This window comes from Pseudomonas sp. ARP3 (genome assembly GCF_001029595.1).
GTDB lineage: Bacteria > Pseudomonadota > Gammaproteobacteria > Pseudomonadales > Pseudomonadaceae > Aquipseudomonas > Aquipseudomonas rhodesiae.
Window position 1 is genome coordinate 24649 of the sequence record NZ_LEKF01000023.1, and the last position, 20776, is coordinate 45424.

Genomic DNA, 20776 nt, shown 5'->3' on the forward strand with positions numbered 1-20776 from the left:
GGCTTGCTCCCACATTTGGACTGTGCATGACGTTAAACCCAGATGGCATCCCACAGTGGGTAGTCGCCAATCCGCTCGACCAGACCCGCTCGCAATGGATTAGCCACCACATACCGGGCCATTTTTACCAAGTCATCGTCCTTGCGAAGTGCCCGGTCATGAAAGCTCTCTTGCCAGAGCCGGCCCTTGCGACCACTCAGGCCATTGACGGTCCTGGTGCTTTTTGACTTCACCTGGCACATCAAGTCCGCCAGCGAGCCTTTTTTCAGTTCAAGCAACCAATGGAAATGGTCCGGCATGATCACCCATGCCAGAGAGTTGGCCAGCCCTTGGTACTGGGCTAAGCGAAATTGCCAGACCACCAGGCGACCGAGGTGGAAATGGCTGAATATCGGTACGCGTTCGTGGGTATTGGTGGTGATGAGGTAGATGCGGCCCGGCTCGCTGAAGCGGCCGATACGCAGGCGGTGTGAAGCGGGTAGATCTGCCATTCCTTGGCCCCTCTTTAGATGTGCTTTGAGAGGCTAGATCGGTGAGCAGGAGGCTGAGGGGCAGGCTTTTGGCAGGATGTGTCTGGAAGGCCGCCATCGGGGGCAAGCCCCCTCCCACATTGGTTCGGCGGCGCTTATACATTATGTGTCTGACACTGGATCAGTGTGGAGGGCGGCTTGAACCCGGTATTTCAGTAGCTGATTCACCGCCATCGGGGGCAAGCCCCCTCCCAAATTTGTTCGGCGGCGCTTATACATAATGTGTCTGACACTGGATCAGTGTGGAGGGCGGCTTGAACTCGGTATTTCAGTAGCTGATTCACCGCCATCGGGGGCAAGCCCCCTCCCACATTGGTTCGGTGGCGCTTATACATAATGTGTCTGACACTGGATCAGTGTGGAGGGCGGCTTGAACTCGGTATTTCAGTAGCTGATTCACCACCATCGGGGGCAAGCCCCCTCCCAAATTGGTTCGGCGGCGCTTATACATTATGTGTCTGACACTGGATCAGTGTGGAGGGCGGCTTGAACCCGGTATTTCAGTAGCTGATTCACCGCCATCGGGGGCAAGCCCCCTCCCACATTTGTTCGGCGGCGCTTATACATAATGTGTCTGACACTGGATCAGTGTGGAGGGCGGCTTGAACTCGATATTTCAGTAGCTGATTCACCACCATCGGGGGCAAGCCCCCTCCCACATTGGTTCGGCGGCGCTTATACATTATGTGTCTGACACAGGATCAGTGTGGAGGGCGGCTTGAACCCGATATTTCAGTAGCTGATTCACCGCCATCGGGGGCAAGCCCCCTCCCACATTGGTTCGGCGGCGCTTATACATTATGTGTCTGACACTGGATCAGTGTGGAGGGCGGCTTGAACCCGGTATTTCAGTAGCTGATTCACCACCATCGGGGGCAAGCCCCCTCCCACATTGGTTCGGTGGCGCTTATACATTATGTGTCTGACACTGGATCAGTGTGGAGGGCGGCTTGAACCCGGTATTTCAGTAGCTGATTCACCACCATCGGGGGGCAACCCCCCCTTCCATATGCGGTTCTGCGGTGTTCATACATTGTGTGTCTGGCGCGGGACCCATGTGGGAGGGGGCTTGCCCCCGATGGCTTTATTCCATTCACAGCATAATTAACCGACATCACCGAGCTGTGCCTTTGCCCCCGATCAAGCTCCAGGCTGCCAACCCCCGCCCAGGGCGGTGATCAAGCCGACGCTCGCCTGCAACTGGCGTGTCTGCACTGCCTGCAATGTCCGCTGCGCCTGTAGCGCCGCAGTCTGCGCGGTGACCACATCCAGGTAACTCACGGCGCCTGCCTGATAGCTGTTCATCGCCAATGATTGCGTATGCTGCGCCGCGTCCGCCGCCGCCTGTTCATCCTGCGCTTGCTGCTGCAAGTCCCGCAGTTGCGCCAAGTTGTCTTCCACCTCGCGTATGGCCTTCAACACCTGGCTGCGATACTGCGCCGATGCCTCTTCGAACTCGGCCTTGGCCTGGCGTTCGTTGGCGCTCAAGCGCCCACCGTCAAGGATCGGCAGGTTCACCAACGGCCCCAACGCCCAATACCGATTGCCGGCCGAGAGCAGATTGCCAACGCCTTGGGTCTGCCCGCCGATCAAGCCGGTCAAGCTGAAATCCGGATACCACGCCGCCTTGGCCACGCCGATGTTGGCGTTGGCGGCAAACACCCGGCGCTCTGCTGCGGCGATATCCGGACGACGTTGCAACAGCTGGCTGGGCAGTTGCGAGGGGATTGCCGGCAGTGCAATCAGTTGCGCAGTGGGCGCTAGGGTGAAGTCACTGGCCGCTACACCGATCAATTCTGCGAGCGCATGTTCGATGAGGTTGCGTTGCCCGCGTACGTCATCAAGCTGGGCGCGGGCTTCGGACAGTTGGTTCTGGGCGCGGGTCAGGTCCAACTCCGAGGCGATCTGACCTTCGTAGCGGCTGCGGGTCAGTTGCAAGGCTTGGCTGAAATCCTCCAGGGAGCTGTTGAGGATGCGCGCCTGGGCATCCAGCCCATTGAGCTGTACGTACAAGGTTGCCAACTGGCGTTGCAGGCTCAGGCGCGCCACTGCCAGATCGTCTGCGGACGCCTGGGCCTGGGCGTCACCGGCGGCGACCTGGTTGCGGATTCTGCCCCAGAGATCCAGGTCGTAACTCAACGAAAAACCCGCCGTGTTGCTGTTGTACACCGACGGTTGTGTAGTCCCCCGCAACGGACGCGAATCCGACTGCCGCTGGCGCAAGGGCTGCGCGCTGGCGTTGATCTGTGGGAACAGCCCCGCGTGCAGTTGGCTGGCATATGCCTGGGCCGCATCGAAGTGCGCGAGCGCCGCCGCCAGGTCCGGGTTGGCCTGGAGCAGTTGCTGTTGCAGGTGATCCAGCGTCGCGTCGTGGTAGAGCGTCCACCACTGCGCTGCCAGTTGGTCGTTGGGTTGTGCGCTATGCCACGGGCCTGCGCTGGTCTGTTCGCGGTAATGGGCCGGCAGCTCCAGCGCCGGCGTGGTGTAGCCGGGCGCCATGGAGCAGCCTTGCAAGCCCAGCAGCACCAGCGCGGCGAGCGGTTTAAGCCTTGGGCGCATGTGCACCTCCGGCGGCGGCCAGTTGTACCGGGTCGCCTTCGCGCAGGGCGTCGGGCGGGTTGTCCACCACGCGGTCGGCAGCGTTGAGGCCCTGGTCGATCACCAGCCGATCGCCCAGGTCCAGGCCGATATGGATGCTTTGCAGGTGCACATGATTGTGCCCGTCCAGCATCGCCACCTGGGTGCCTTTGGCGCGGAAGATCAGGGCACTGGCGGGGATGCTCACGCCATGGGTGTCCGCCGGGATCGGCAGGGTGGCTTCGGCATAGTCGCCGGGCAGCAGTTCGCCGTTGGGGTTGTCCGCGACAAATTGCGCGAGCAGCGTACCGGAACGCCGATCGATGGCGGTGGAGTCGCCGATCAACCGCGCCTTGAAGTGCATGCCGGGGTGCTCTGGCACGCTCAACTCGGCTTCCAGGCCCGGATGGATAACCGCGGCGTAGTTCTGCGGCACCGGTACATACAGGCGCAACTGGTGGGTGTCGGCAATGTTGAACAGCTCCGGATCGCTGTCGGTATCGGCCTTGATCAGCTGGCCGATATCGGTATTGCGTGCGGTGATTGTGCCGGCGAACGGCGCGCGCAGGGTCTTGTAGCTTTGCAGTGCCGACAACCGCGCAACGTCTGCAGCGGCGGCCTGGGCGTTGGCCTTGGCCGCCGCCGCGTTGGAGGTTTTCTCATCGGCTTCCTGACGCGATACCGAATGGCTGGCCAAAAGGTTTTGCCAGCGCGTCGCGGTGGTCGCTGCAAGGTGCGCGTTCGCCTGTTCCTGAACCAATCGCGCATGGGCCTGGGCCAGTTGTTGATCGAGGTCGGGGCTGTCGATTTCGGCCAGCACTTGCCCGGCCTTTACCTGGCTGCCGATGTCGACCTTCCAGTCCTTCAGGTAACCGCTGACTCGTGCATGAATCGGTGCGGTGCTCCAGGCTTCCAGGTGCGCGGGCAGGCGCAGGGTGTCGCCGGCGGCATTGTGTTGCGGTTGGAATACGCTGACATGGGGGATGGCAGCGGCCTGGGTCCAGGCGCTGACCGACTGTGCGTGCAGCGTACGGGCATGCAAGCCGTTGGCGACCAACAGGGCGGCCAGGGTCAGGCCGCCGACACCCAGGAGCATCAGGCGCTTGCGCGAGGGTTTTTGATCAGACGACATGGGGCGTTTCTCCAGCAGTGGCGCGAGTAGGGTGACGCCCGTGGACCAGGCTGAAGACCACGGGTACAAACAACAGGGTGGCGGTGGTGGCGAGAATCAGGCCGCCGATCACGGCGCGGCCCAGGGGCGCGTTCTGCTCCTCGGACAGGGCCAGGGGCAGCATGCCGATGATCATCGCCAAGGCGGTCATGCACACCGGCCGGAAACGCGTGTAGCCGGCCTCCAGTGCGGCTTTCAAGGCATCGCCGTGTTCGGCCAGGCGTTCCCGGCAGAAACTCACCACCAGGATCGAGTTGGCGGTGGCCACGCCCATGCACAGGATCGCGCCGGTCAAGGCCGGCACCGACAATGAGGTGCCGCTGAGAAACAGCATCCACACGATCCCCGCCAAGGCCGCCGGCAGGGCGGTGATGATCACGAACGGGTCGACCCACGACTGGAAGTTGACCACGGTCAGCAGATAGATCAGCACCACCGCGCCGAGCAGGCCAAAACTCAGCCCACTGAAAGCTTCATGCAGCGCATCGATCTGCCCATGCAGGCTCACCGTTGCGCCTTTGGGCCGCATGGACGCGGTGTCGTCCAGCACCTTTTGCACGTCACGCGCCACGCCGCCGAGGTCGCGCCCTTGCACATTGGCGTACAGGTCGAGGGTTGGTTCGATGTTGTAGTGGGTCACCACCGCCGGGCTTTGCACGCGGGAGATGCTTGCCACGCCGCCGAGGATCTGCGACTGGCCGTTCGCGCCGGTCACTGGCAAGGCTTCCAGCGACGGCAGGCTGTCCAGCCGATATTGCGGGGTGGCGGCGACGATGGAATAGGACACACCGTTGGCCGGGTTGAGCCAGAACGTCGGCGCAATCTGTGAACTGCCGGCCAGTGATGCGACCATGCTGTTGGTTACGTCGCGCTCGGTAATGCCCAGGCCGTTGGCGCGCAGGCGGTCGACATTGACCTGTAACGATGGGTAGCCGGTGGACTGCTGGATGCGCAGATCGGCGATGCCCGGAACGTGTTGCAGGCGGCGTTCCAGCTCCAGCGCGTAGGCGCGGTTTTCGGCGTCGTTGTGCCCGGAGATTTTTACGTCCAGGGGCGCCGGCGCGCCGAAGTTGAGGATCTGGCTGCTGATGTCCGCCGGCAGGAATGCGAAGTGGCTGCCGGGAAAGCTTTGCGGCAGGGCTACACGCAGTTTTTTCACATAGTCGGCGGTGGGCGCGTGGTGTTTTTTCAGGGTGACTTGGATATCGCCATCCTGCGGCCCGATGGTGCCGCTACTGCTATAGGCCATGTCGATGCCGCTCAGCGGAATACCGATATTGTCGACGACGGTATCCAGTTCTTCGGCGGGAATGATTTCGCGAATCCGCGCTTCGATGCGGTCGAAGGCGGCGGCGCTTTCTTCGATGCGCGTACCCAGCGGCAGGCGCACGTGCAGGGCCAGCGCACCGGCATCGGTTGCCGGGAAAAAGTCCTGGCCCAGGCTGGGCAACAGCAGGAACGAGGCGAGTACACAGGCGAGAAAACCCACGATAAAGCGCTTGCGGTTGCCCAGGGCCAGTGTCAGCAAACCATGGTAGGTGTCGCGGATATTCGAGAAGTGGCGCTCGAAACCTTGTTGGAAATTCAGTACGGCCTGCAGCGCAACATTGCGTGGCTTCTGGTGCTGCTCGCCCTCATGGTGGTTGATGAATTCATCTTCGGGATGGTGCCCTGCGCCTTGTTCCGGTGTGTGCGGTTTGAGCAGAAACATCGCCAGTGTCGGCACCAGGGTGCGCGACAGAATGAACGAACTGGCCATGGCAAAAATCACCGCCAATGCCATCGGCCGGAACAGATAACCGGCGATGCCTTGCAGCAGAAACATCGGTACGAACACGATGCAGATGCACAGCAGCGAGACGAACGCCGGGCCGACGATTTGCGCGGCGCCATCAAGAATCGCAGCCTTCACCGCCTTGCCTTGTTCCAGGTGCCAATTGATGTTTTCGATGGTCACCGTGGCGTCGTCCACCAGGATCCCCACCGCCAACGCCAGCCCGCCTAAGGTCATGACATTGAGGGTTTGCCCGGTAACCGCCAGCAGCGCAATGGCTGACAGCACGGCCAGGGGAATCGATACCGCAATGATCAGCGTGGAGCGCCAACTGCCGAGGAACAGCAGGATCATCGCGCTGGTCAGCAGTGCAGCAATGATGCCTTCCTGGGCGACGCTGCCCACCGATTGCTTGACGAACACCGAGGCGTCGCCCAGCAGCGAAGTTTTGAGTGACGGTGGCAGGGTTTCATCGATGCGCGGCAACATCTGGCGGATGCCGTCGATGATCGACAGGGTGGAGATACTGCCGTTTTTCAGCGCCGGCATCAGCACCGCACGATGGCCGTCGACGCGCACGATATTGGTCTGCGGCGGTGAACCGTCGCGCACATGGGCGACCTGGCCGATGGTAATCAGCGCACCGTCGACGGTCTTGATCGGCAGGTTGTTCAGCTCATCGATGGCCTTGGGGCTGTTATTGAGCAGGATTGTGTATTCGTCGGTGCCGAGTTTGGCGGTGCCTACCGGAATGATTTGATTCTGCAATGCCAGCGCCGTGCCCACGTCCTGGGCCGACAAGCCTTTGGCGGCCAGCGCCTGCGGGTCGAGGTCGAGTGTGATCTGGCGTTGCTTGCCGCCCATCGGGGTTGGCATCGCCAGGCCGGGCAGGGCGCTGAGGGGCAGGCGGATATTGTTCTGCACCAGGTCGCGGATCTTGGCTTCCGACAGTGTCGGGCTGGAAAACGCCATTTGCAGGATGGGCACCGTGGACGCGCTGTAGTTGAGGATCAGCGGCGGCGTGATGCCGGGCGGCATCTGCTTGAGCACGGTTTGTGATACGGCCGTGACCTGGGCGTTGGCGGTGCGGATATCCACGCCAGGCTGGAAGAAAATCTTGACGATGCCCATGCCGGGCAGCGATTGCGACTCGATGTGTTCGATGTCATTGACGGTGGTGCTCAAGGAACGTTCGTAGGTGTAGATCACCCGACCGGCCATGGCATCCGGCGACAGACCGTTGTATTGCCAGACCACAGCCACCACGGGAATGCCGATATCCGGAAAAACATCGGTGGGTGTGCGCAGGGCCGCCATCGGCCCGATGATGCAAATGAATATGGCCAGCACGATAAACGTGTACGGCTTGTGCAGTGCGGTCTTTACCAGCCCGAGCATGCGTGGATCTCCAACAGAGCAAGGATTGCAAACCCCGGCAGTCTTGCCCGACCTACCTAACACGCACCTTTCAGCCAGGTGAAGGAACATTTAGGTAAGCGCTGAAGATCGTTTCATAGGCTTTCATTTGTTCCAGGCCTGGCAGCTGCCCAAGCTTGTAGCCCATCGAATGTACGATCCAAGGAGCGCTGCCATGTCACTCAAACCGTTTTTATTGATCCCCGCCCTGAGCGCCGTATTGCTGTTATCGGCCTGTGCCGGGCCGATGCCCAAGGCGGACCCGAGCGAGGCCTGGATCGGCCTTAAAGAGGAAGCGCCCAATGACCTGCTGGCCGAACGTGTAGACGGCAAGCGCGTGGACGATGGACGCTTCTTCGAGGTGACACCGGGGGACCATCGCTTGGACGTGACGCTGTTCGAGGACGAACCCGGTGACGACAATCAGCAAGACTGCCAGGGTCGTGTCGAATACAAGCATTTCAAGGCGGGCGAGCACTACACCTTGGTGGAGTCCAGCCTGGGGATGACCGTACGTGCAACCCTAAAGGATGCACAAGGTCACGAAGTGGCGGCGACACAGGACTTCAATTGCATGCCTGGTTAAGCGTGACGCACCACCGCTTTGTGAGGCTTGGCGGGTTTGACGTGGGGGTGATGGTGCCGGCGGGTAATGCGCAACACTCCCCACAACATGGCGCCGGCTACCGCCAGCCAACCGCAGATCAACAGGAAAATCGTTGTTGCAAGGCTCATTTGGGCCTCCTTCGCCCCGCAGGGGGCACACACAGTCTTCTCAATGGACAGTCTAGCTACCTGGCGGTTGCCTGCTATTGACCAATGGTCGTGTCTGTCCAACGAGTTCGCTATATCCAGGCCCGACACAAACGTGATTGGGCTATGATCAGCGCCCTCACCGACGGCTGATCAAGAGAGTAGAAAAGTGCGGTTACGGTCGAATCTTCCAACGTCCCTGCTGCTGGCCTTCACCCTGGGGCTCACCGCGTGTGCCGGGCAACCCTCAAAACTACCGGGCCTGCCTGAACGGGTCGAACTCAATGGCGTGCCGACCTTTCGCAGCGAGGTCTATCAAAGCGGCCCTGCTGCATTAGCCAGCATGCTGTCGCAACAAGGCATTGTGATGACACCGGGGCTGCTGGATAAACCGCTGCATTTGCCGGGCGGCGAGGCAAACCTGGAGCGCACGATGCCGCAATTGGCGCGCGAATATGGGCTGATGGTGTACCCGTTGGAGGCCAAATTGACCGCCGTGCTGGCGCAGGTGGCCGCAGGTTATCCGGTGATGGCGCGCCTCGGCGGCGGGCTCTGGTCCGACGCGCGGTATGTCGTGGTGGTGGGCTTCAATCAGCAAAAGAGCACGGTGTTACTGCGCTCGGGCATGGACCGGCGGCTATTGATGAGCTTCAGCGATTTTGAATCGAAATGGGCCAGTGCCGGACATTGGGCGATCCTCACCCAGCGCCCGAGCCAGTTGCCGGCCAATGTGGATGCGCAGCGCTGGCGCGAGGCGGCCGATGCCACGGCCCAGGCCGGGCAGGAGCGGGCGGCAGCGCAGGCGCTTAAAGTCTTGGCGGATCACCGATAACAATGGGGGCAGGGCGCAAAGCCCCTCCCATCGGTTCTTCGGTGTTATTCAGCGCCGGACCTCGGCGGAATTCGCGCGGTTTTTCAGATTTTTGTCGGCTTTGTAGCGCAACGCGACATCCGGCACCGCGCCGCCCTTACCGGTCTCGACCCAACTGCGGATACGGCTGGCGTCGGCGAAGTGGGTGTACTTGCCGAAAGCATCGAGGATCACCAGCGACACCGGTCGATTGCCCATGCTGGTGACCAGCACCAGGCAATGGCCGGCTTGGTTGGTGAAGCCGGTCTTGGTCAGCTTGATATCCCAGTTGGCGCGGTTGATCAGATGGTCAGTGTTGGAGAAACCCAGGGTGTAGTTGGGCTTGCGGAAGGCTACGGTCTTTTCCTTGGTGGTGCTCAACTGGCTCAACATCGGGTACTTGCGCGCAGCGGCCAACAGCTTGCTCAAGTCGCGAGCGGTGGATACGTTGTGGATCGACAGGCCAGTGGGTTCGACATAGTGGGTGCTGGTCATGCCGAGGGCCTTGGCCTTGGCGTTCATCGCCGCGATAAACGCCGAATAGCCGCCCGGATAGTGGTGGGCCAGGCTGGCGGCGGCACGGTTTTCCGAGGACATCAGGGCGATCAGCAGCATTTCTTTGCGCGGCATTTCGCTGCCGATCTTCACGCGGGAGAACACACCTTTCATTTCGGGCGTATCGGTGATGTTGATATCGATGTACTCGTCCATGTTTTGCTTGGCTTCGAGGACGATCAGGCCGGTCATCAGCTTGCTCACAGACGCAATGGGCACCACCACGTCGGGGTTGCTGGCATAGATGACTTTGTTGGTTTGCAAGTCGACCAGCATGGCGCTGCCGGAAGCTATTTGCAGTTTGGAAGGATCGCGGGGCGCCAGAGCGGTTTCGGCGGCGTGCGCGACAGTGCCTGTGAATGCGAAAAATAGGCTGATGATGGAAAGACGAATTTTCACGCGGATGAACTCGCTAAAAAGTAAGAAATACCGTTAGGAAAACGGGTTTTTGATAAATGGCGTTACATTTTAGGAGTATGGATCAGAAACTGTCGAATGTTCTTACAGAACCAGACGAAAGTGCTTAAAAACAAAAGAAAAAACAGGTTTTATTCCGGCTAATAAAAAGCCCCGCGATAAGGCGGGGCTTCTTCAGTACATGCGGTTATTAATCGTGCAGGGTTTCCGCGGCGTACAGGGTATTTTCCAGCAGGCAGGCGCGGGTCATCGGGCCGACGCCGCCTGGCACCGGCGTGATCCAGCCGGCGCGGGGCAGGGCGGTGTCGTAGACCACGTCGCCCACCAGCTTGCCGTCTTCCTGACGATTGATGCCGACGTCGATAACGATGGCGCCCTCTTTGATCCACTCACCTTTGACCAGGCCCGGCTTGCCGGCGGCAACCACCACCAGGTCGGCGCGTCCGACGTGGCCGGCGAGGTCCTTGGTGAAACGATGGGTCACGGTTACGGTGCAGCCGGCCAGCAACAGCTCCATGGCCATCGGGCGACCGACGATGTTCGAGGCGCCCACCACCACGGCATCGAGACCGTACAGGTCTACACCGGTGCTTTCCAGCAGGGTCATGATGCCTTTGGGGGTGCAGGGGCGCAGCAGCGGGATGCGCTGTGCCAGGCGCCCGACGTTATAAGGATGGAAACCGTCGACGTCTTTGTCCGGGCGAATGCGCTCAAGCAATTTGGACGCGTCCAGGTGATCCGGCAGGGGCAGTTGCAGTAGCACACCGTCTATCGTCGGGTCCTCGTTGAGGCTGTCGATCAGGTCGGTCAGGGCCTGCTGGGTGGTCTGCGCAGGCAGGTCGTAGGCCTTGGAAATAAAGCCGACCTCTTCACAGTCTTTACGCTTGTGCGAGACATAAACCTGAGACGCAGGATCGCTGCCGACCAGGATCACCGCGAGTCCCGGTGTGCGCAGGCCTTGCTGGCTGCGCTCTGCGACCCGTTTGGCGATCTGCTGGCGCAGGCTGGCGGCGATTGATTTGCCGTCGATAAGTTGTGCAGTCATTACGCGTGATTAACCATCGAGAGGGGGAAGAAAAGTGCGCGCATTCTCGCACGCTAAGACGTGAGGGCAAAGGCGGTTGGTCTGCAAATTGCCCTAACTCCTTAAATAAAATGAATTTTTTTTAAAAAAGATTTGACGGGTTTCAGGGGGCTCTATACTATTCGTCGCACTTGTCGGGCACAGCCTAGCACTGGTTAAGAAGGTCAAGCAGAATCACTGTTCTGTAAGGCTGGAAGCACTTAGTTTGTAATCCTCCAAGAGTACAGATTAATAAGGCGCCCGTAGCTCAGCTGGATAGAGCATCCGCCTTCTAAGCGGATGGTCGCAGGTTCGAGTCCTGCCGGGTGCGCCATTAGGCAGCTTTGGCACAAGTAGCGCTATATGGTGGGCGTAGCTCAGTTGGTAGAGCACGGGATTGTGACTCCCGTTGTCGAGGGTTCGATCCCCTTCGTCCACCCCATATTTTAAAGGCGCCAGATTTTACAGTCTGGCGCCTTTGCTTTAAGAGCTTCAAGCGCGGATGTGGTGGAATTGGTAGACACACTGGATTTAGGTTCCAGCGCCGCGAGGCGTAAGAGTTCGAGTCTCTTCATCCGCACCAATTAAAGCGTTGTTCGGTCGTAGGATCGGGCAGGGCTCGACAAAGAAGTGGTTTGGTTTCTTTGTTAACGCAATATGGTGGGCGTAGCTCAGTTGGTAGAGCACGGGATTGTGACTCCCGTTGTCGAGGGTTCGATCCCCTTCGTCCACCCCATATTCGAAAGGCGCCAGATTTAACAGTCTGGCGCCTTTTTTGGTTTTGGCGGTTCGGATCGTGGGCGGCCGTAGCTACCGGGTCGCAGTGTCAGGGATGGAAGTGATGGCCTCTCCTATATATAGAAGAGGCGGCACAGAGCCCTGGCATGATTGGCTGTATTTGTCAGCGGGGCGAGGTGCAGCAGTGCTCTCGTGCCGATAAATTGCCGGCTGTTTGCGAGCATATTTCCAGTAGGGTGACTTCTTGAGTTTGACCCACTAGAATGCATGCCCTTGATTGGGGTCGGAAATGGCCGGCTAACGTCTGTGCAACGAGGAATATCCATGCAAGTTTCTGTTGAAAATACTACTGCTCTCGAGCGCCGCCTGAGCATCACCGTGCCGGCAGAGCGTATCGAGACTGCGGTCAACAAGCGTCTGCAGCAGACTGCCCAGAAGGCCAAGATCGCTGGTTTCCGTCCAGGCAAAGTGCCGATGAGCGAAATCAAGCGTCGTTTTGGTGCCGATGCGCGTCAGGAAGCTGTTGGTGACGTCATTCAGGCTTCTTTCTACGAAGCCGTTGTCGAGCAAAAGCTGAACCCAGCCGGCTCGCCTTCGATCGAGCCTAAGTCCCTGGAAGCAGGCAAGGACCTGGAATACGTAGCCGTATTCGAAGTGTTCCCTGAATTCGAAGTTGCCGGCTTCGAGGGTATCGCTATCGAGCGCCTGAGCGCTGAAGTGGCCGATTCCGATCTCGACAACATGCTGGAAATCCTGCGCAAGCAGAACACCCGTTTTGAAGTGGTCGAGCGTGCCGCCCAGAACGAAGACCAACTGAACATCGATTTCGTTGGCAAGGTTGACGGCGAAGTATTCGCTGGCGGTTCTGCCAAGGGCACTCAACTGGTGTTGGGTTCCAACCGCATGATCCCTGGTTTCGAAGATGGCCTGGTTGGCGCTAAAGCCGGCGAAGAGCGCGTTTTGAACCTGACCTTCCCGGCTGACTATCAGAACCTGGACCTGGCCGGTAAAACCGCCGAGTTCACCGTGACCGTCAACAGCGTTTCCGAGCCTAAGCTGCCAGAGCTGAATGAAGAGTTCTTCGCTCAGTTCGGTATTAAAGAAACCGGCATCGAAGGTTTCCGCGCCGAAGTTCGCAAGAATATGGAACGTGAGCTGCGCCAGGCCATCAAGTCCAAGGTGAAGAACCAGGTCATGGACGGTCTGCTGGCCGCCAACCCGATCGAAGTACCTAAGGCTCTGCTGTCCAATGAAGTGGATCGCCTGCGCGTTCAAGCCGTTCAGCAGTTTGGTGGCAACATCAAGCCTGATCAACTGCCTGCCGAGCTGTTCGAAGAGCAAGCCAAGCGTCGCGTAGTGCTGGGTTTGATCGTGGCTGAAGTGGTCAAGCAATTCGACCTCAAGCCTGACGAAGATCGCGTTCGTGAAATGATCCAGGAGATGGCTTCGGCCTATCAGGAGCCTGAGCAGGTCGTGGCTTGGTACTACAAGAACGACCAGCAGCTGAACGAAGTACGTTCGGTTGTGCTGGAAGAACAAGTTGTGGATACTGTTCTGCAGAAGGCTAAGGTGACCGATAAAGCGGTCTCTTACGAAGAAGCAGTCAAACCGGCGGAAGCAGCACAAGCCGACTGATTGTCCAACTCGTTGGAAATACAACCATAAGCCAGCCTCGCGCTGGCTTATGCGTTTTCAAGACATGACTATTTGGGAGTAACTGCAGAGCATGTTCCGTAATTCCTATATTCAGCAGAACTCTGATATCCAGGCCGCCGGCGGCCTGGTCCCGATGGTTGTCGAGCAGTCCGCTCGTGGCGAACGCGCCTACGACATCTACTCGCGCCTGCTCAAGGAGCGAGTGATCTTTCTGGTTGGTCCGGTAGAGGACTACATGGCCAACCTGATTTGCGCGCAACTGCTGTTCCTTGAAGCGGAAAACCCGGACAAGGACATCCATCTTTACATCAACTCGCCGGGTGGTTCGGTGACTGCGGGCATGTCGATCTACGACACCATGCAGTTCATCAAGCCAAACGTGTCGACCACTTGTATCGGCCAGGCGTGCAGCATGGGCGCATTCCTGCTGACTGCGGGTGCTCCGGGCAAGCGTTTCTGTCTGCCGAACTCCCGCGTGATGATTCACCAGCCATTGGGTGGTTTCCAAGGTCAGGCGTCGGATATCGAGATCCACGCCAAGGAAATCCTCTTCATCCGCGAGCGTTTGAATACGCTGATGGCCAAGCACAGTGGTCGCACGCTGGAAGAAATCGAGCGTGATACCAACCGTGACAATTTCATGAGTGCGGAAATGGCGCGTGAATACGGGTTGATCGACGCAGTGATTGACCACCGCCCCGCATAATATAAGCCGCTCAAAATAAGGTGGGTCGGCGTAGCCGATCATCGGCGGGCTTGAAAAAGCCCGCATAAGCCTTCATCTTGTGTTGCAAGCCTATCGGATTTGGATCGAACGAATGACTGACACCCGCAACGGCGAGGACAACGGCAAGCTGCTCTATTGCTCCTTCTGTGGCAAAAGCCAGCATGAAGTACGCAAATTGATTGCCGGCCCCTCGGTCTTTATCTGCGACGAGTGCGTCGACCTGTGCAATGACATCATCCGCGAGGAGGTGCAGGAAGCCCAGGCCGAAAGCAGCGCGCATAAATTGCCTTCGCCCAAAGAAATCAGCGGCATTCTTGACCAGTATGTGATCGGTCAAGAGCGTGCCAAGAAGATTCTGGCCGTAGCGGTGTACAACCACTACAAGCGCTTGAATCAGCGTGACAAGAAAGGTGAAGAGGTCGAACTCGGCAAGAGCAACATCTTGCTGATCGGTCCTACAGGTTCGGGTAAGACCCTGCTTGCGGAGACCCTCGCTCGCCTGCTGAACGTTCCCTTCACCATCGCTGACGCGACCACCCTCACCGAGGCTGGCTACGTGGGCGAGGACGTCGAGAACATCATTCAGAAACTGCTGCAAAAATGTGATTACGATGTCGAGAAGGCCCAGATGGGTATTGTCTACATTGACGAAATCGACAAGATTTCGCGCAAATCCGACAACCCGTCCATTACTCGAGACGTGTCCGGCGAGGGTGTGCAGCAAGCGCTGTTGAAACTGATTGAAGGCACGGTTGCATCCGTACCGCCGCAAGGTGGCCGCAAGCACCCGCAGCAGGAATTCCTTCAGGTTGATACGCGTAATATTCTGTTCATCTGTGGCGGTGCGTTCTCCGGTCTGGAAAAGGTTATTCAAAACCGTTCTACCCGTGGCGGCATCGGTTTCAGCGCAGAAGTGCGCAGCAAGGAAGAAGGCAAGAAAGTGGGCGAGTCCCTGCGTGAAGTCGAGCCTGACGATTTGGTCAAGTTCGGTCTGATCCCGGAATTCGTCGGCCGTCTGCCGGTCCTGGCTACGTTGGATGAGCTGGATGAGGCTGCTCTGATTCAGATCCTCACCGAGCCGAAAAACGCCCTGACCAAGCAATACGCCAAGCTTTTCGAAATGGAAGGTGTAGACCTCGAGTTCCGTACCGATGCGCTCAAATCTGTAGCGAAGCGGGCACTGGAGCGTAAGACCGGTGCGCGCGGTTTGCGCTCGATCCTCGAAGGTGTGTTGCTCGACACCATGTATGAAATCCCCTCGCAGTCCGAGGTGAGTAAAGTGGTGATCGACGAAAGCGTTATAGAAGGTAAGTCCAAGCCACTGTATATCTATGAAAACAGTGAGCCGGCTGCCAAGGCTGCGCCAGACGCGTAAGCGTTTCGCGGTTTCGGTACAGACAAAGGGGCCTCCAGGGGCCCCTTTGTTTTTTTGTAGGTTTTTACTGCGTTTAACTGCCGGCAATAAGCTTGTTTTTTTTGCATGCAGCCCCCATCTTGGCTTCATGCTTACTTTTGAACTGTCATAGAGGCGAAATCATGAAGACCACCATCGAATTGCCTCTCCTGCCGTTGCGTGATGTTGTCGTCTATCCGCACATGGTTATCCCGCTGTTCGTGGGGCGCGAGAAGTCTATCGAAGCCCTCGAGGCCGCGATGACGGGCGACAAGCAGATCCTGCTGTTGGCCCAGAAAAATCCAGCTGATGATGATCCAGGCGAAGACGCCCTGTACCGGGTCGGCACTGTTGCTACTGTTCTGCAATTGCTCAAACTGCCGGACGGCACCGTCAAGGTGCTGGTGGAAGGCGAGCAACGCGGCGCGGTGGAACGCTTCATGGAGGTGGATGGCCACCTACGTGCCGAGGTGGCGTTGATCGATGAGATCGAGGCCCCGGAGCGCGAGTCTGAAGTGTTCGTACGCAGTCTGCTCTCGCAATTCGAGCAGTATGTACAGTTGGGCAAGAAAGTCCCGGCTGAAGTCCTATCTTCTCTTAATAGCATTGATGAACCCAGCCGCCTGGTCGATACCATGGCTGCCCATATGGCGCTGAAGATCGAGCAGAAGCAGGACATCCTCGAAATCATCGACCTGCCGGCTCGCGTCGAACATGTGCTGGCGTTGTTGGATGCTGAAATCGACCTGCTGCAGGTTGAAAAGCGCATTCGTGGCCGCGTTAAAAAGCAGATGGAGCGCAGCCAGCGTGAGTACTACCTGAATGAGCAGATGAAGGCCATTCAGAAAGAGCTCGGCGACAGCGAGGAAGGCCACAACGAAATCGAAGAGCTGAAAAAGCGCATCGATGCCGCGGGTCTACCTAAAGATGCTTTGACTAAAGCCACCGCCGAGCTGAACAAGCTCAAGCAAATGTCGCCGATGTCGGCCGAAGCCACCGTGGTGCGCTCCTATATCGACTGGCTGGTGCAGGTGCCGTGGAAGGCTCAGACCAAGGTGCGCCTGGACCTGGCCCGCGCCGAAGACATTCTCGACGCCGACCACTACGGCCTTGAAGAGGTTAAGGAGCGCATCCTTGAATACCTCGCCGTACAGAAGCGCGTGAAGAAAATCCGCGGGCCGGTGCTGTGCCTGGTCGGGCCGCCTGGCGTGGGCAAGACCTCTCTGGCCGAATCCATCGCCAATGCCACCAACCGTAAATTCGTCCGCATGGCCCTGGGTGGCGTGCGGGATGAAGCGGAAATTCGTGGCCATCGCCGCACCTATATCGGTTCGATGCCAGGAAGATTGATTCAAAAGATGACCAAAGTCGGCGTGCGCAATCCGCTGTTCCTGCTCGATGAAATCGACAAAATGGGCAGCGACATGCGTGGCGATCCGGCCTCGGCCTTGCTCGAGGTTCTCGATCCTGAGCAAAACCACAATTTCAACGACCATTACCTCGAAGTCGATTACGACTTATCCGACGTCATGTTCCTGTGCACCTCCAACTCCATGAATATTCCGCCAGCGCTGCTGGATCGGATGGAGGTGATTCGTCTGCCGGGTTACACCGAAGACGAGAAGATCAACATCGCGGTCAAGTACCTCGCGCCCAAGCAGACATCGGCCAATGGCCTTAAGAAGGGCGAGATTGAGTTCGAGGTCGAAGCGATTCGCGACATCGTGCGTTACTACACCCGCGAGGCCGGTGTGCGGGGGCTTGAGCGCCAGATCGCGAAGATCTGCCGCAAGGCGGTCAAAGAGCATGCTCTGGAAAAACGCTTCGCGGTGAAGGTCACGTCCGACTCCCTGGAGCACTTCCTGGGCGTGCGCAAATTCCGTTACGGGCTGGCTGAACAGCAGGATCAGGTCGGGCAGGTGACGGGTTTGGCGTGGACTCAGGTGGGTGGTGAGCTGCTGACCATTGAAGCTGCCGTGATCCCTGGCAAGGGCCAGTTGATCAAGACCGGTTCCCTGGGGGATGTGATGGTCGAGTCCATCACCGCCGCGCAGACCGTGGTGCGCAGTCGCGCTCGGAGCCTGGGGATCCCCTTGGACTTCCACGAGAAGCACGACACCCATATCCATATGCCGGAAGGGGCAACCCCGAAGGATGGTCCAAGCGCCGGCGTGGGCATGTGCACCGCGCTGGTGTCGGCATTGACCGGTATTCCGGTACGCGCTGATGTAGCCATGACCGGGGAAATTACTCTGCGTGGTCAAGTATTGGCCATTGGTGGTCTGAAAGAGAAATTGCTTGCCGCGCACCGGGGTGGAATCAAGACCGTGATCATTCCTGAAGAGAATGTTCGCGACTTGAAGGAAATTCCTGACAATATCAAGCAAGATCTTCAGATTAAACCCGTTAAATGGATTGACGAGGTCCTGCAAATTGCGCTGCAATACGCGCCGGAGCCCTTGCCGGATGTGGCCCCGGAGATAGTTGCTAAGGACGAAAAACGAGAGTCTGATTCCAAGGAAAGAATTAGCACGCATTAATGCGAATAAGCCTGGAGGCTTCCTTGACAGCTTTTTAGAGCCCTTGTTATAAAGCGGCTCTTAAGTGTCTGTAGGCCATTCAGCACTGGTTTTTGCTTTCACCAAAAAACTTAGAATCATACTCAATAGATATATAAGGGGACTTAGAGTGAACAAGTCGGAACTGATTGATGCTATCGCTGCATCCGCTGATATCCCGAAAGCTGCTGCTGGCCGTGCGCTGGATGCAGTAATCGAATCCGTCACTGGCGCTCTTAAGGCCGGCGACTCCGTGGTACTGGTAGGCTTCGGTACTTTCTCTGTGACTGACCGCCCAGCTCGCACTGGCCGCAACCCACAGACTGGCAAAGCACTGCAAATCGCTGCTGCCAAGAAACCAGGTTTCAAAGCCGGTAAAGCCCTGAAAGAAGCCGTCAACTAAGTTTCGATCAAGCCTTACCTACCCGGGTCAGACGCAGGTCTGGCCTGGCAGCGGAGCGGCAGCTGACCCACGTATCCATTGGGTCGCCACGCCGGGGGTGTGGGTTCAAACCCCCGTCCGCTCCGCCAGTTACGAGAAGGCGCATCCTCGGATGCGCCTTTCTTCTATCCGGACTCTACCCACGCTCCACGGTTGCCAATTTTTGAAGTTCAACCGTTTCTGGGGGACGCATGCTGCAAAATATCAGGGACAATTCACAAGGCTGGATTGCCAAGACCATTATCGGGATCATCGTCGCATTGATGGCGTTCACCGGTATCGAAGCGATTTTCCAGGCTTCGACCAACACCAAGCAGGACGTGGCCAAGGTCAACGGTGAAACCATCACCCAGACCGAACTGAGCCAGGCCGTCGACATGCAACGGCGCCAGCTGATGCAACAGCTGGGCAAAGATTTCGATGCTTCGCTGCTGGACGAAAAACTGCTGCGCGAGGCGGCCCTCAAGGGCCTTATCGATCGCAAGCTGCTGCTGCAAGGTGCCGCCGATTCCAAGTTTGGCTTCTCTGAAGCCGCGCTGGATCAGGTGATCCTGCAGACACCGGAATTCCAGGTGGATGGCAAATTCAGTCCAGAACGATTTGATCAGGTGATTCGTCAGCTGGGCTATACCCGTTTGCAATTCCGTCAGATGCTGACGCAAGAAATGCTTATCGGCCAGGTTCGCGCAGGTATTGCCGGCAGTGGTTTCGTTACCGACGCCGAGGTGCTGGCTTTTGCCCGTCTGGAGAAACAGACCCGCGATTTCGCCACCGTCAACATCAAGGCCAATCCTGCAGCGGTGAAGCTGACCGACGAGGAGGTCAAGGCCTACTACGATCAGCACGCCAAAGAGTTCATGACCCCTGACCAAGTGGTCATTGATTACCTTGAGTTGAAGAAGTCGTCCTTCTTTGATCAGGTCAACGTCAAGGACGACGAGCTGCAGGCGGCTTATCAAAAGGAAATCGCCAACCTCGCTGAACAGCGTCGTGCCGCGCATATCCTGATTGAAGTCAACGACAAGGTCACCGACGCTCAGGCGAAAGCGAAGATCGAAGAAATCCAGGCACGCCTGGCCAAAGGTGAGAAGTTCGAAGCCTTGGCCAAGGAGTTCTCCCAGGACCCTGGTTCGGCCAGCAACGGCGGCGACCTCGGTTTCGCCGGCCCTGGCGTTTACGATCCGGATTTCGAAACCGCCCTGTACGCTTTGAACAAAGACCAGGTCTCGGTACCGGTGCGCACCACCTTTGGCTGGCACTTGATCAAGCTGCTGGGGGTTGAAGCACCTGAAGTGCCGACTTTCGCCAGCTTGAAGGACAAGCTGACCCGCGAGCTGAAGACTCAGCAGGTCGAGCAGCGTTTCGTCGAAGCCACCAAGCAGTTGGAGGATGCGGCATTCGAAGCGTCCGACCTGACTCAGCCGGCGTCTGACCTCAAGCTCACTGTGCACACCTCGGCGCCATTTGGCCGTGACGGCGGTGAAGGGGTCGCGGCTAACAGGGCAGTGGTGACCGCCGCATTCAGCCCGGAAGTGCTGGATGAAGGCGCTAACAGTAGCGCCATCGAGCTGGACCCTGAAACCATCATCGTGCTGCGTGCCAAGGAGCACCGCAAACCAGCGCAATTGCCGCTGGAGAGCGTTGCCACGGCAATCCGTGCACAGATGACCAAGGAGCGCGCCAGCGCGGCGGCCAAGACCCATGCCGACGAGCTGATTGCCAGTCTGCGTGATGGCAAGACCCCGCTGAACCAGCCGATTGACGGTCAGGCGTGGAAAGTTACCGAAGCGGCTACCCGTGGCCAGGAAGGGATTGATCCTGCCGTGCTGCAAGCCTTGTTCCGCATGCCAAAACCTGCGTCCAAGGACAAGCCGACCTTCACCACCGTGACCCTGGCCGATGGTAGCCTGATGATCGTGCGGTTGAACGGTGTCAACGAAGCCGCCGCTCCATCGGACGAAGAAAAGGCGCAGTACCGCCGCTTCCTCGCTTCCCGTGTCGGTCAACAGGACTTCGCGGCTTACCGTAAACAGTTGGAAACCAAGGCTGACATCAAGAAATATTGATGCCGGCTTGAACAAGAAGCCCCCGGCCTGAAAAGTCCGGGGGCTTTTTCGTGGGCGTTCGTTCAGGAGGGCGTAGTCAACCTGTGACGT

At 58.5% G+C, this 20776-nt stretch carries 15 protein-coding genes and 4 tRNA genes; 12 read left to right on the forward strand and 7 right to left on the reverse strand.

Annotated elements, in window-relative coordinates; genetic code table 11:
- Positions 1-32 precede the first annotated feature (32 nt).
- From ABX75_RS22370 to ABX75_RS22385, 4 genes are all read right to left on the reverse strand, one after another.
- On the reverse strand, positions 33-491 hold the full coding sequence (locus tag ABX75_RS22370; RefSeq protein WP_034098871.1) for a transposase: 459 nt from the start codon (positions 489-491) through the stop codon (positions 33-35).
- Between the two features lie 1179 nt (positions 492-1670).
- The gene (locus ABX75_RS22375; protein WP_047882681.1) at positions 1671-3089 is read right to left on the reverse strand and encodes an efflux transporter outer membrane subunit; all 1419 of its coding nucleotides are present in this window, start codon (positions 3087-3089) and stop codon (positions 1671-1673) included.
- Complete coding sequence (locus tag ABX75_RS22380) at positions 3073-4239, reverse strand: efflux RND transporter periplasmic adaptor subunit (protein ID WP_047882682.1); 1167 nt, start codon at positions 4237-4239, stop codon at positions 3073-3075. The genes ABX75_RS22375 and ABX75_RS22380 overlap by 17 nt, the downstream gene beginning before the upstream one ends.
- Complete coding sequence (locus ABX75_RS22385) at positions 4229-7450, reverse strand: efflux RND transporter permease subunit (protein ID WP_047882683.1); 3222 nt, start codon at positions 7448-7450, stop codon at positions 4229-4231. Before ABX75_RS22385 ends, ABX75_RS22380 begins: the two co-directional genes overlap by 11 nt.
- A 193-nt stretch (positions 7451-7643) precedes the next feature.
- Here ABX75_RS22385 and ABX75_RS22390 point away from each other — a divergent pair, with 193 nt between their 5' ends.
- Entirely contained in the window at positions 7644-8054 is a 411-nt protein-coding gene (locus tag ABX75_RS22390; RefSeq protein ID WP_034098864.1) for a hypothetical protein, read from the forward strand.
- Here ABX75_RS22390 and ABX75_RS29500 read toward each other — a convergent pair.
- Complete coding sequence (locus tag ABX75_RS29500; protein WP_167389900.1) at positions 8051-8203, reverse strand: hypothetical protein; 153 nt, start codon at positions 8201-8203, stop codon at positions 8051-8053. The genes ABX75_RS22390 and ABX75_RS29500 overlap by 4 nt on opposite strands.
- Positions 8204-8390: 187 nt before the next feature.
- Between ABX75_RS29500 and ABX75_RS22395 the strand changes: the two genes are divergently transcribed.
- Positions 8391-9053 carry a peptidase C39 family protein gene (locus ABX75_RS22395; protein WP_047882684.1) on the forward strand — a complete coding sequence of 221 codons (663 nt, stop codon included), beginning with the start codon at positions 8391-8393 and terminating at the stop codon, positions 9051-9053.
- A gap of 48 nt (positions 9054-9101) precedes the next feature.
- Here ABX75_RS22395 and pbpG read toward each other — a convergent pair whose 3' ends face one another.
- Both pbpG and folD read right to left on the reverse strand, forming a co-directional pair.
- Positions 9102-10025 (reverse strand): D-alanyl-D-alanine endopeptidase, encoded by a 924-nt coding sequence (gene pbpG, locus ABX75_RS22400; RefSeq protein WP_047882685.1) that lies wholly within the window; start codon positions 10023-10025, stop codon positions 9102-9104.
- A gap of 208 nt (positions 10026-10233) precedes the next feature.
- Complete coding sequence (gene folD / locus ABX75_RS22405; RefSeq protein ID WP_034098858.1) at positions 10234-11088, reverse strand: bifunctional methylenetetrahydrofolate dehydrogenase/methenyltetrahydrofolate cyclohydrolase FolD; 855 nt, start codon at positions 11086-11088, stop codon at positions 10234-10236.
- 275 nt (positions 11089-11363) lie between these two features.
- Here folD and ABX75_RS22410 point away from each other — a divergent pair.
- The 10 genes from ABX75_RS22410 (at position 11364) to ABX75_RS22455 (ending at position 20686) form a co-directional block, all read left to right on the forward strand.
- Positions 11364-11440, forward strand: a tRNA-Arg gene (locus ABX75_RS22410).
- Between the two features lie 32 nt (positions 11441-11472).
- Positions 11473-11548: transfer RNA gene (locus ABX75_RS22415), tRNA-His, on the forward strand.
- A gap of 56 nt (positions 11549-11604) precedes the next feature.
- Positions 11605-11689, forward strand: a tRNA-Leu gene (locus ABX75_RS22420).
- A gap of 77 nt (positions 11690-11766) precedes the next feature.
- A tRNA-His gene (locus ABX75_RS22425) sits at positions 11767-11842 on the forward strand.
- Positions 11843-12168: 326 nt separating this feature from the next.
- Positions 12169-13479, forward strand: coding sequence for a trigger factor (gene tig / locus ABX75_RS22430; RefSeq protein ID WP_034138643.1), 1311 nt, complete (start codon positions 12169-12171; stop codon positions 13477-13479).
- A 91-nt stretch (positions 13480-13570) separates the two neighbouring features.
- Positions 13571-14206 carry an ATP-dependent Clp endopeptidase proteolytic subunit ClpP gene (clpP, locus tag ABX75_RS22435; RefSeq protein WP_034098854.1) on the forward strand — a complete coding sequence of 212 codons (636 nt, stop codon included), beginning with the start codon at positions 13571-13573 and terminating at the stop codon, positions 14204-14206.
- 112 nt (positions 14207-14318) lie between these two features.
- Positions 14319-15602 carry an ATP-dependent Clp protease ATP-binding subunit ClpX gene (gene clpX, locus ABX75_RS22440; protein WP_034098852.1) on the forward strand — a complete coding sequence of 428 codons (1284 nt, stop codon included), beginning with the start codon at positions 14319-14321 and terminating at the stop codon, positions 15600-15602.
- A gap of 161 nt (positions 15603-15763) precedes the next feature.
- A complete protein-coding gene (lon, locus tag ABX75_RS22445) occupies positions 15764-18160 on the forward strand; it encodes an endopeptidase La (RefSeq protein WP_034114270.1) in 2397 nt (798 codons plus the stop codon).
- Positions 18161-18308: 148 nt separating this feature from the next.
- Complete coding sequence (locus tag ABX75_RS22450; RefSeq protein ID WP_003174819.1) at positions 18309-18581, forward strand: HU family DNA-binding protein; 273 nt, start codon at positions 18309-18311, stop codon at positions 18579-18581.
- A gap of 230 nt (positions 18582-18811) precedes the next feature.
- Positions 18812-20686 (forward strand): SurA N-terminal domain-containing protein, encoded by a 1875-nt coding sequence (locus ABX75_RS22455; RefSeq protein ID WP_034114268.1) that lies wholly within the window; start codon positions 18812-18814, stop codon positions 20684-20686.
- The last annotated feature ends 90 nt before the right edge of the window (positions 20687-20776 follow it).

Excerpts from the sequence above, each read along its gene's own strand:
- ABX75_RS22370 (WP_034098871.1), bottom strand. The coding sequence starts at position 491 with ATGGCAGATCTACCCGCTTCACACCGCCTGCGTATCGGCCGCTTCAGC.
- lon (WP_034114270.1), top strand. The coding sequence starts at position 15,764 with ATGAAGACCACCATCGAATTGCCTCTCCTGCCGTTGCGTGATGTTGTC.
- tig (WP_034138643.1), top strand. The coding sequence starts at position 12,169 with ATGCAAGTTTCTGTTGAAAATACTACTGCTCTCGAGCGCCGCCTGAGC.
- ABX75_RS22380 (WP_047882682.1), bottom strand. The coding sequence starts at position 4,239 with ATGTCGTCTGATCAAAAACCCTCGCGCAAGCGCCTGATGCTCCTGGGT.
- clpX (WP_034098852.1), top strand. The coding sequence starts at position 14,319 with ATGACTGACACCCGCAACGGCGAGGACAACGGCAAGCTGCTCTATTGC.
- ABX75_RS29500 (WP_167389900.1), bottom strand. The coding sequence starts at position 8,203 with ATGAGCCTTGCAACAACGATTTTCCTGTTGATCTGCGGTTGGCTGGCG.
- folD (WP_034098858.1), bottom strand. The coding sequence starts at position 11,088 with ATGACTGCACAACTTATCGACGGCAAATCAATCGCCGCCAGCCTGCGC.
- ABX75_RS22455 (WP_034114268.1), top strand. The coding sequence starts at position 18,812 with ATGCTGCAAAATATCAGGGACAATTCACAAGGCTGGATTGCCAAGACC.
- clpP (WP_034098854.1), top strand. The coding sequence starts at position 13,571 with ATGTTCCGTAATTCCTATATTCAGCAGAACTCTGATATCCAGGCCGCC.
- ABX75_RS22390 (WP_034098864.1), top strand. The coding sequence starts at position 7,644 with ATGTCACTCAAACCGTTTTTATTGATCCCCGCCCTGAGCGCCGTATTG.
- ABX75_RS22385 (WP_047882683.1), bottom strand. The coding sequence starts at position 7,450 with ATGCTCGGGCTGGTAAAGACCGCACTGCACAAGCCGTACACGTTTATC.
- ABX75_RS22375 (WP_047882681.1), bottom strand. The coding sequence starts at position 3,089 with ATGCGCCCAAGGCTTAAACCGCTCGCCGCGCTGGTGCTGCTGGGCTTG.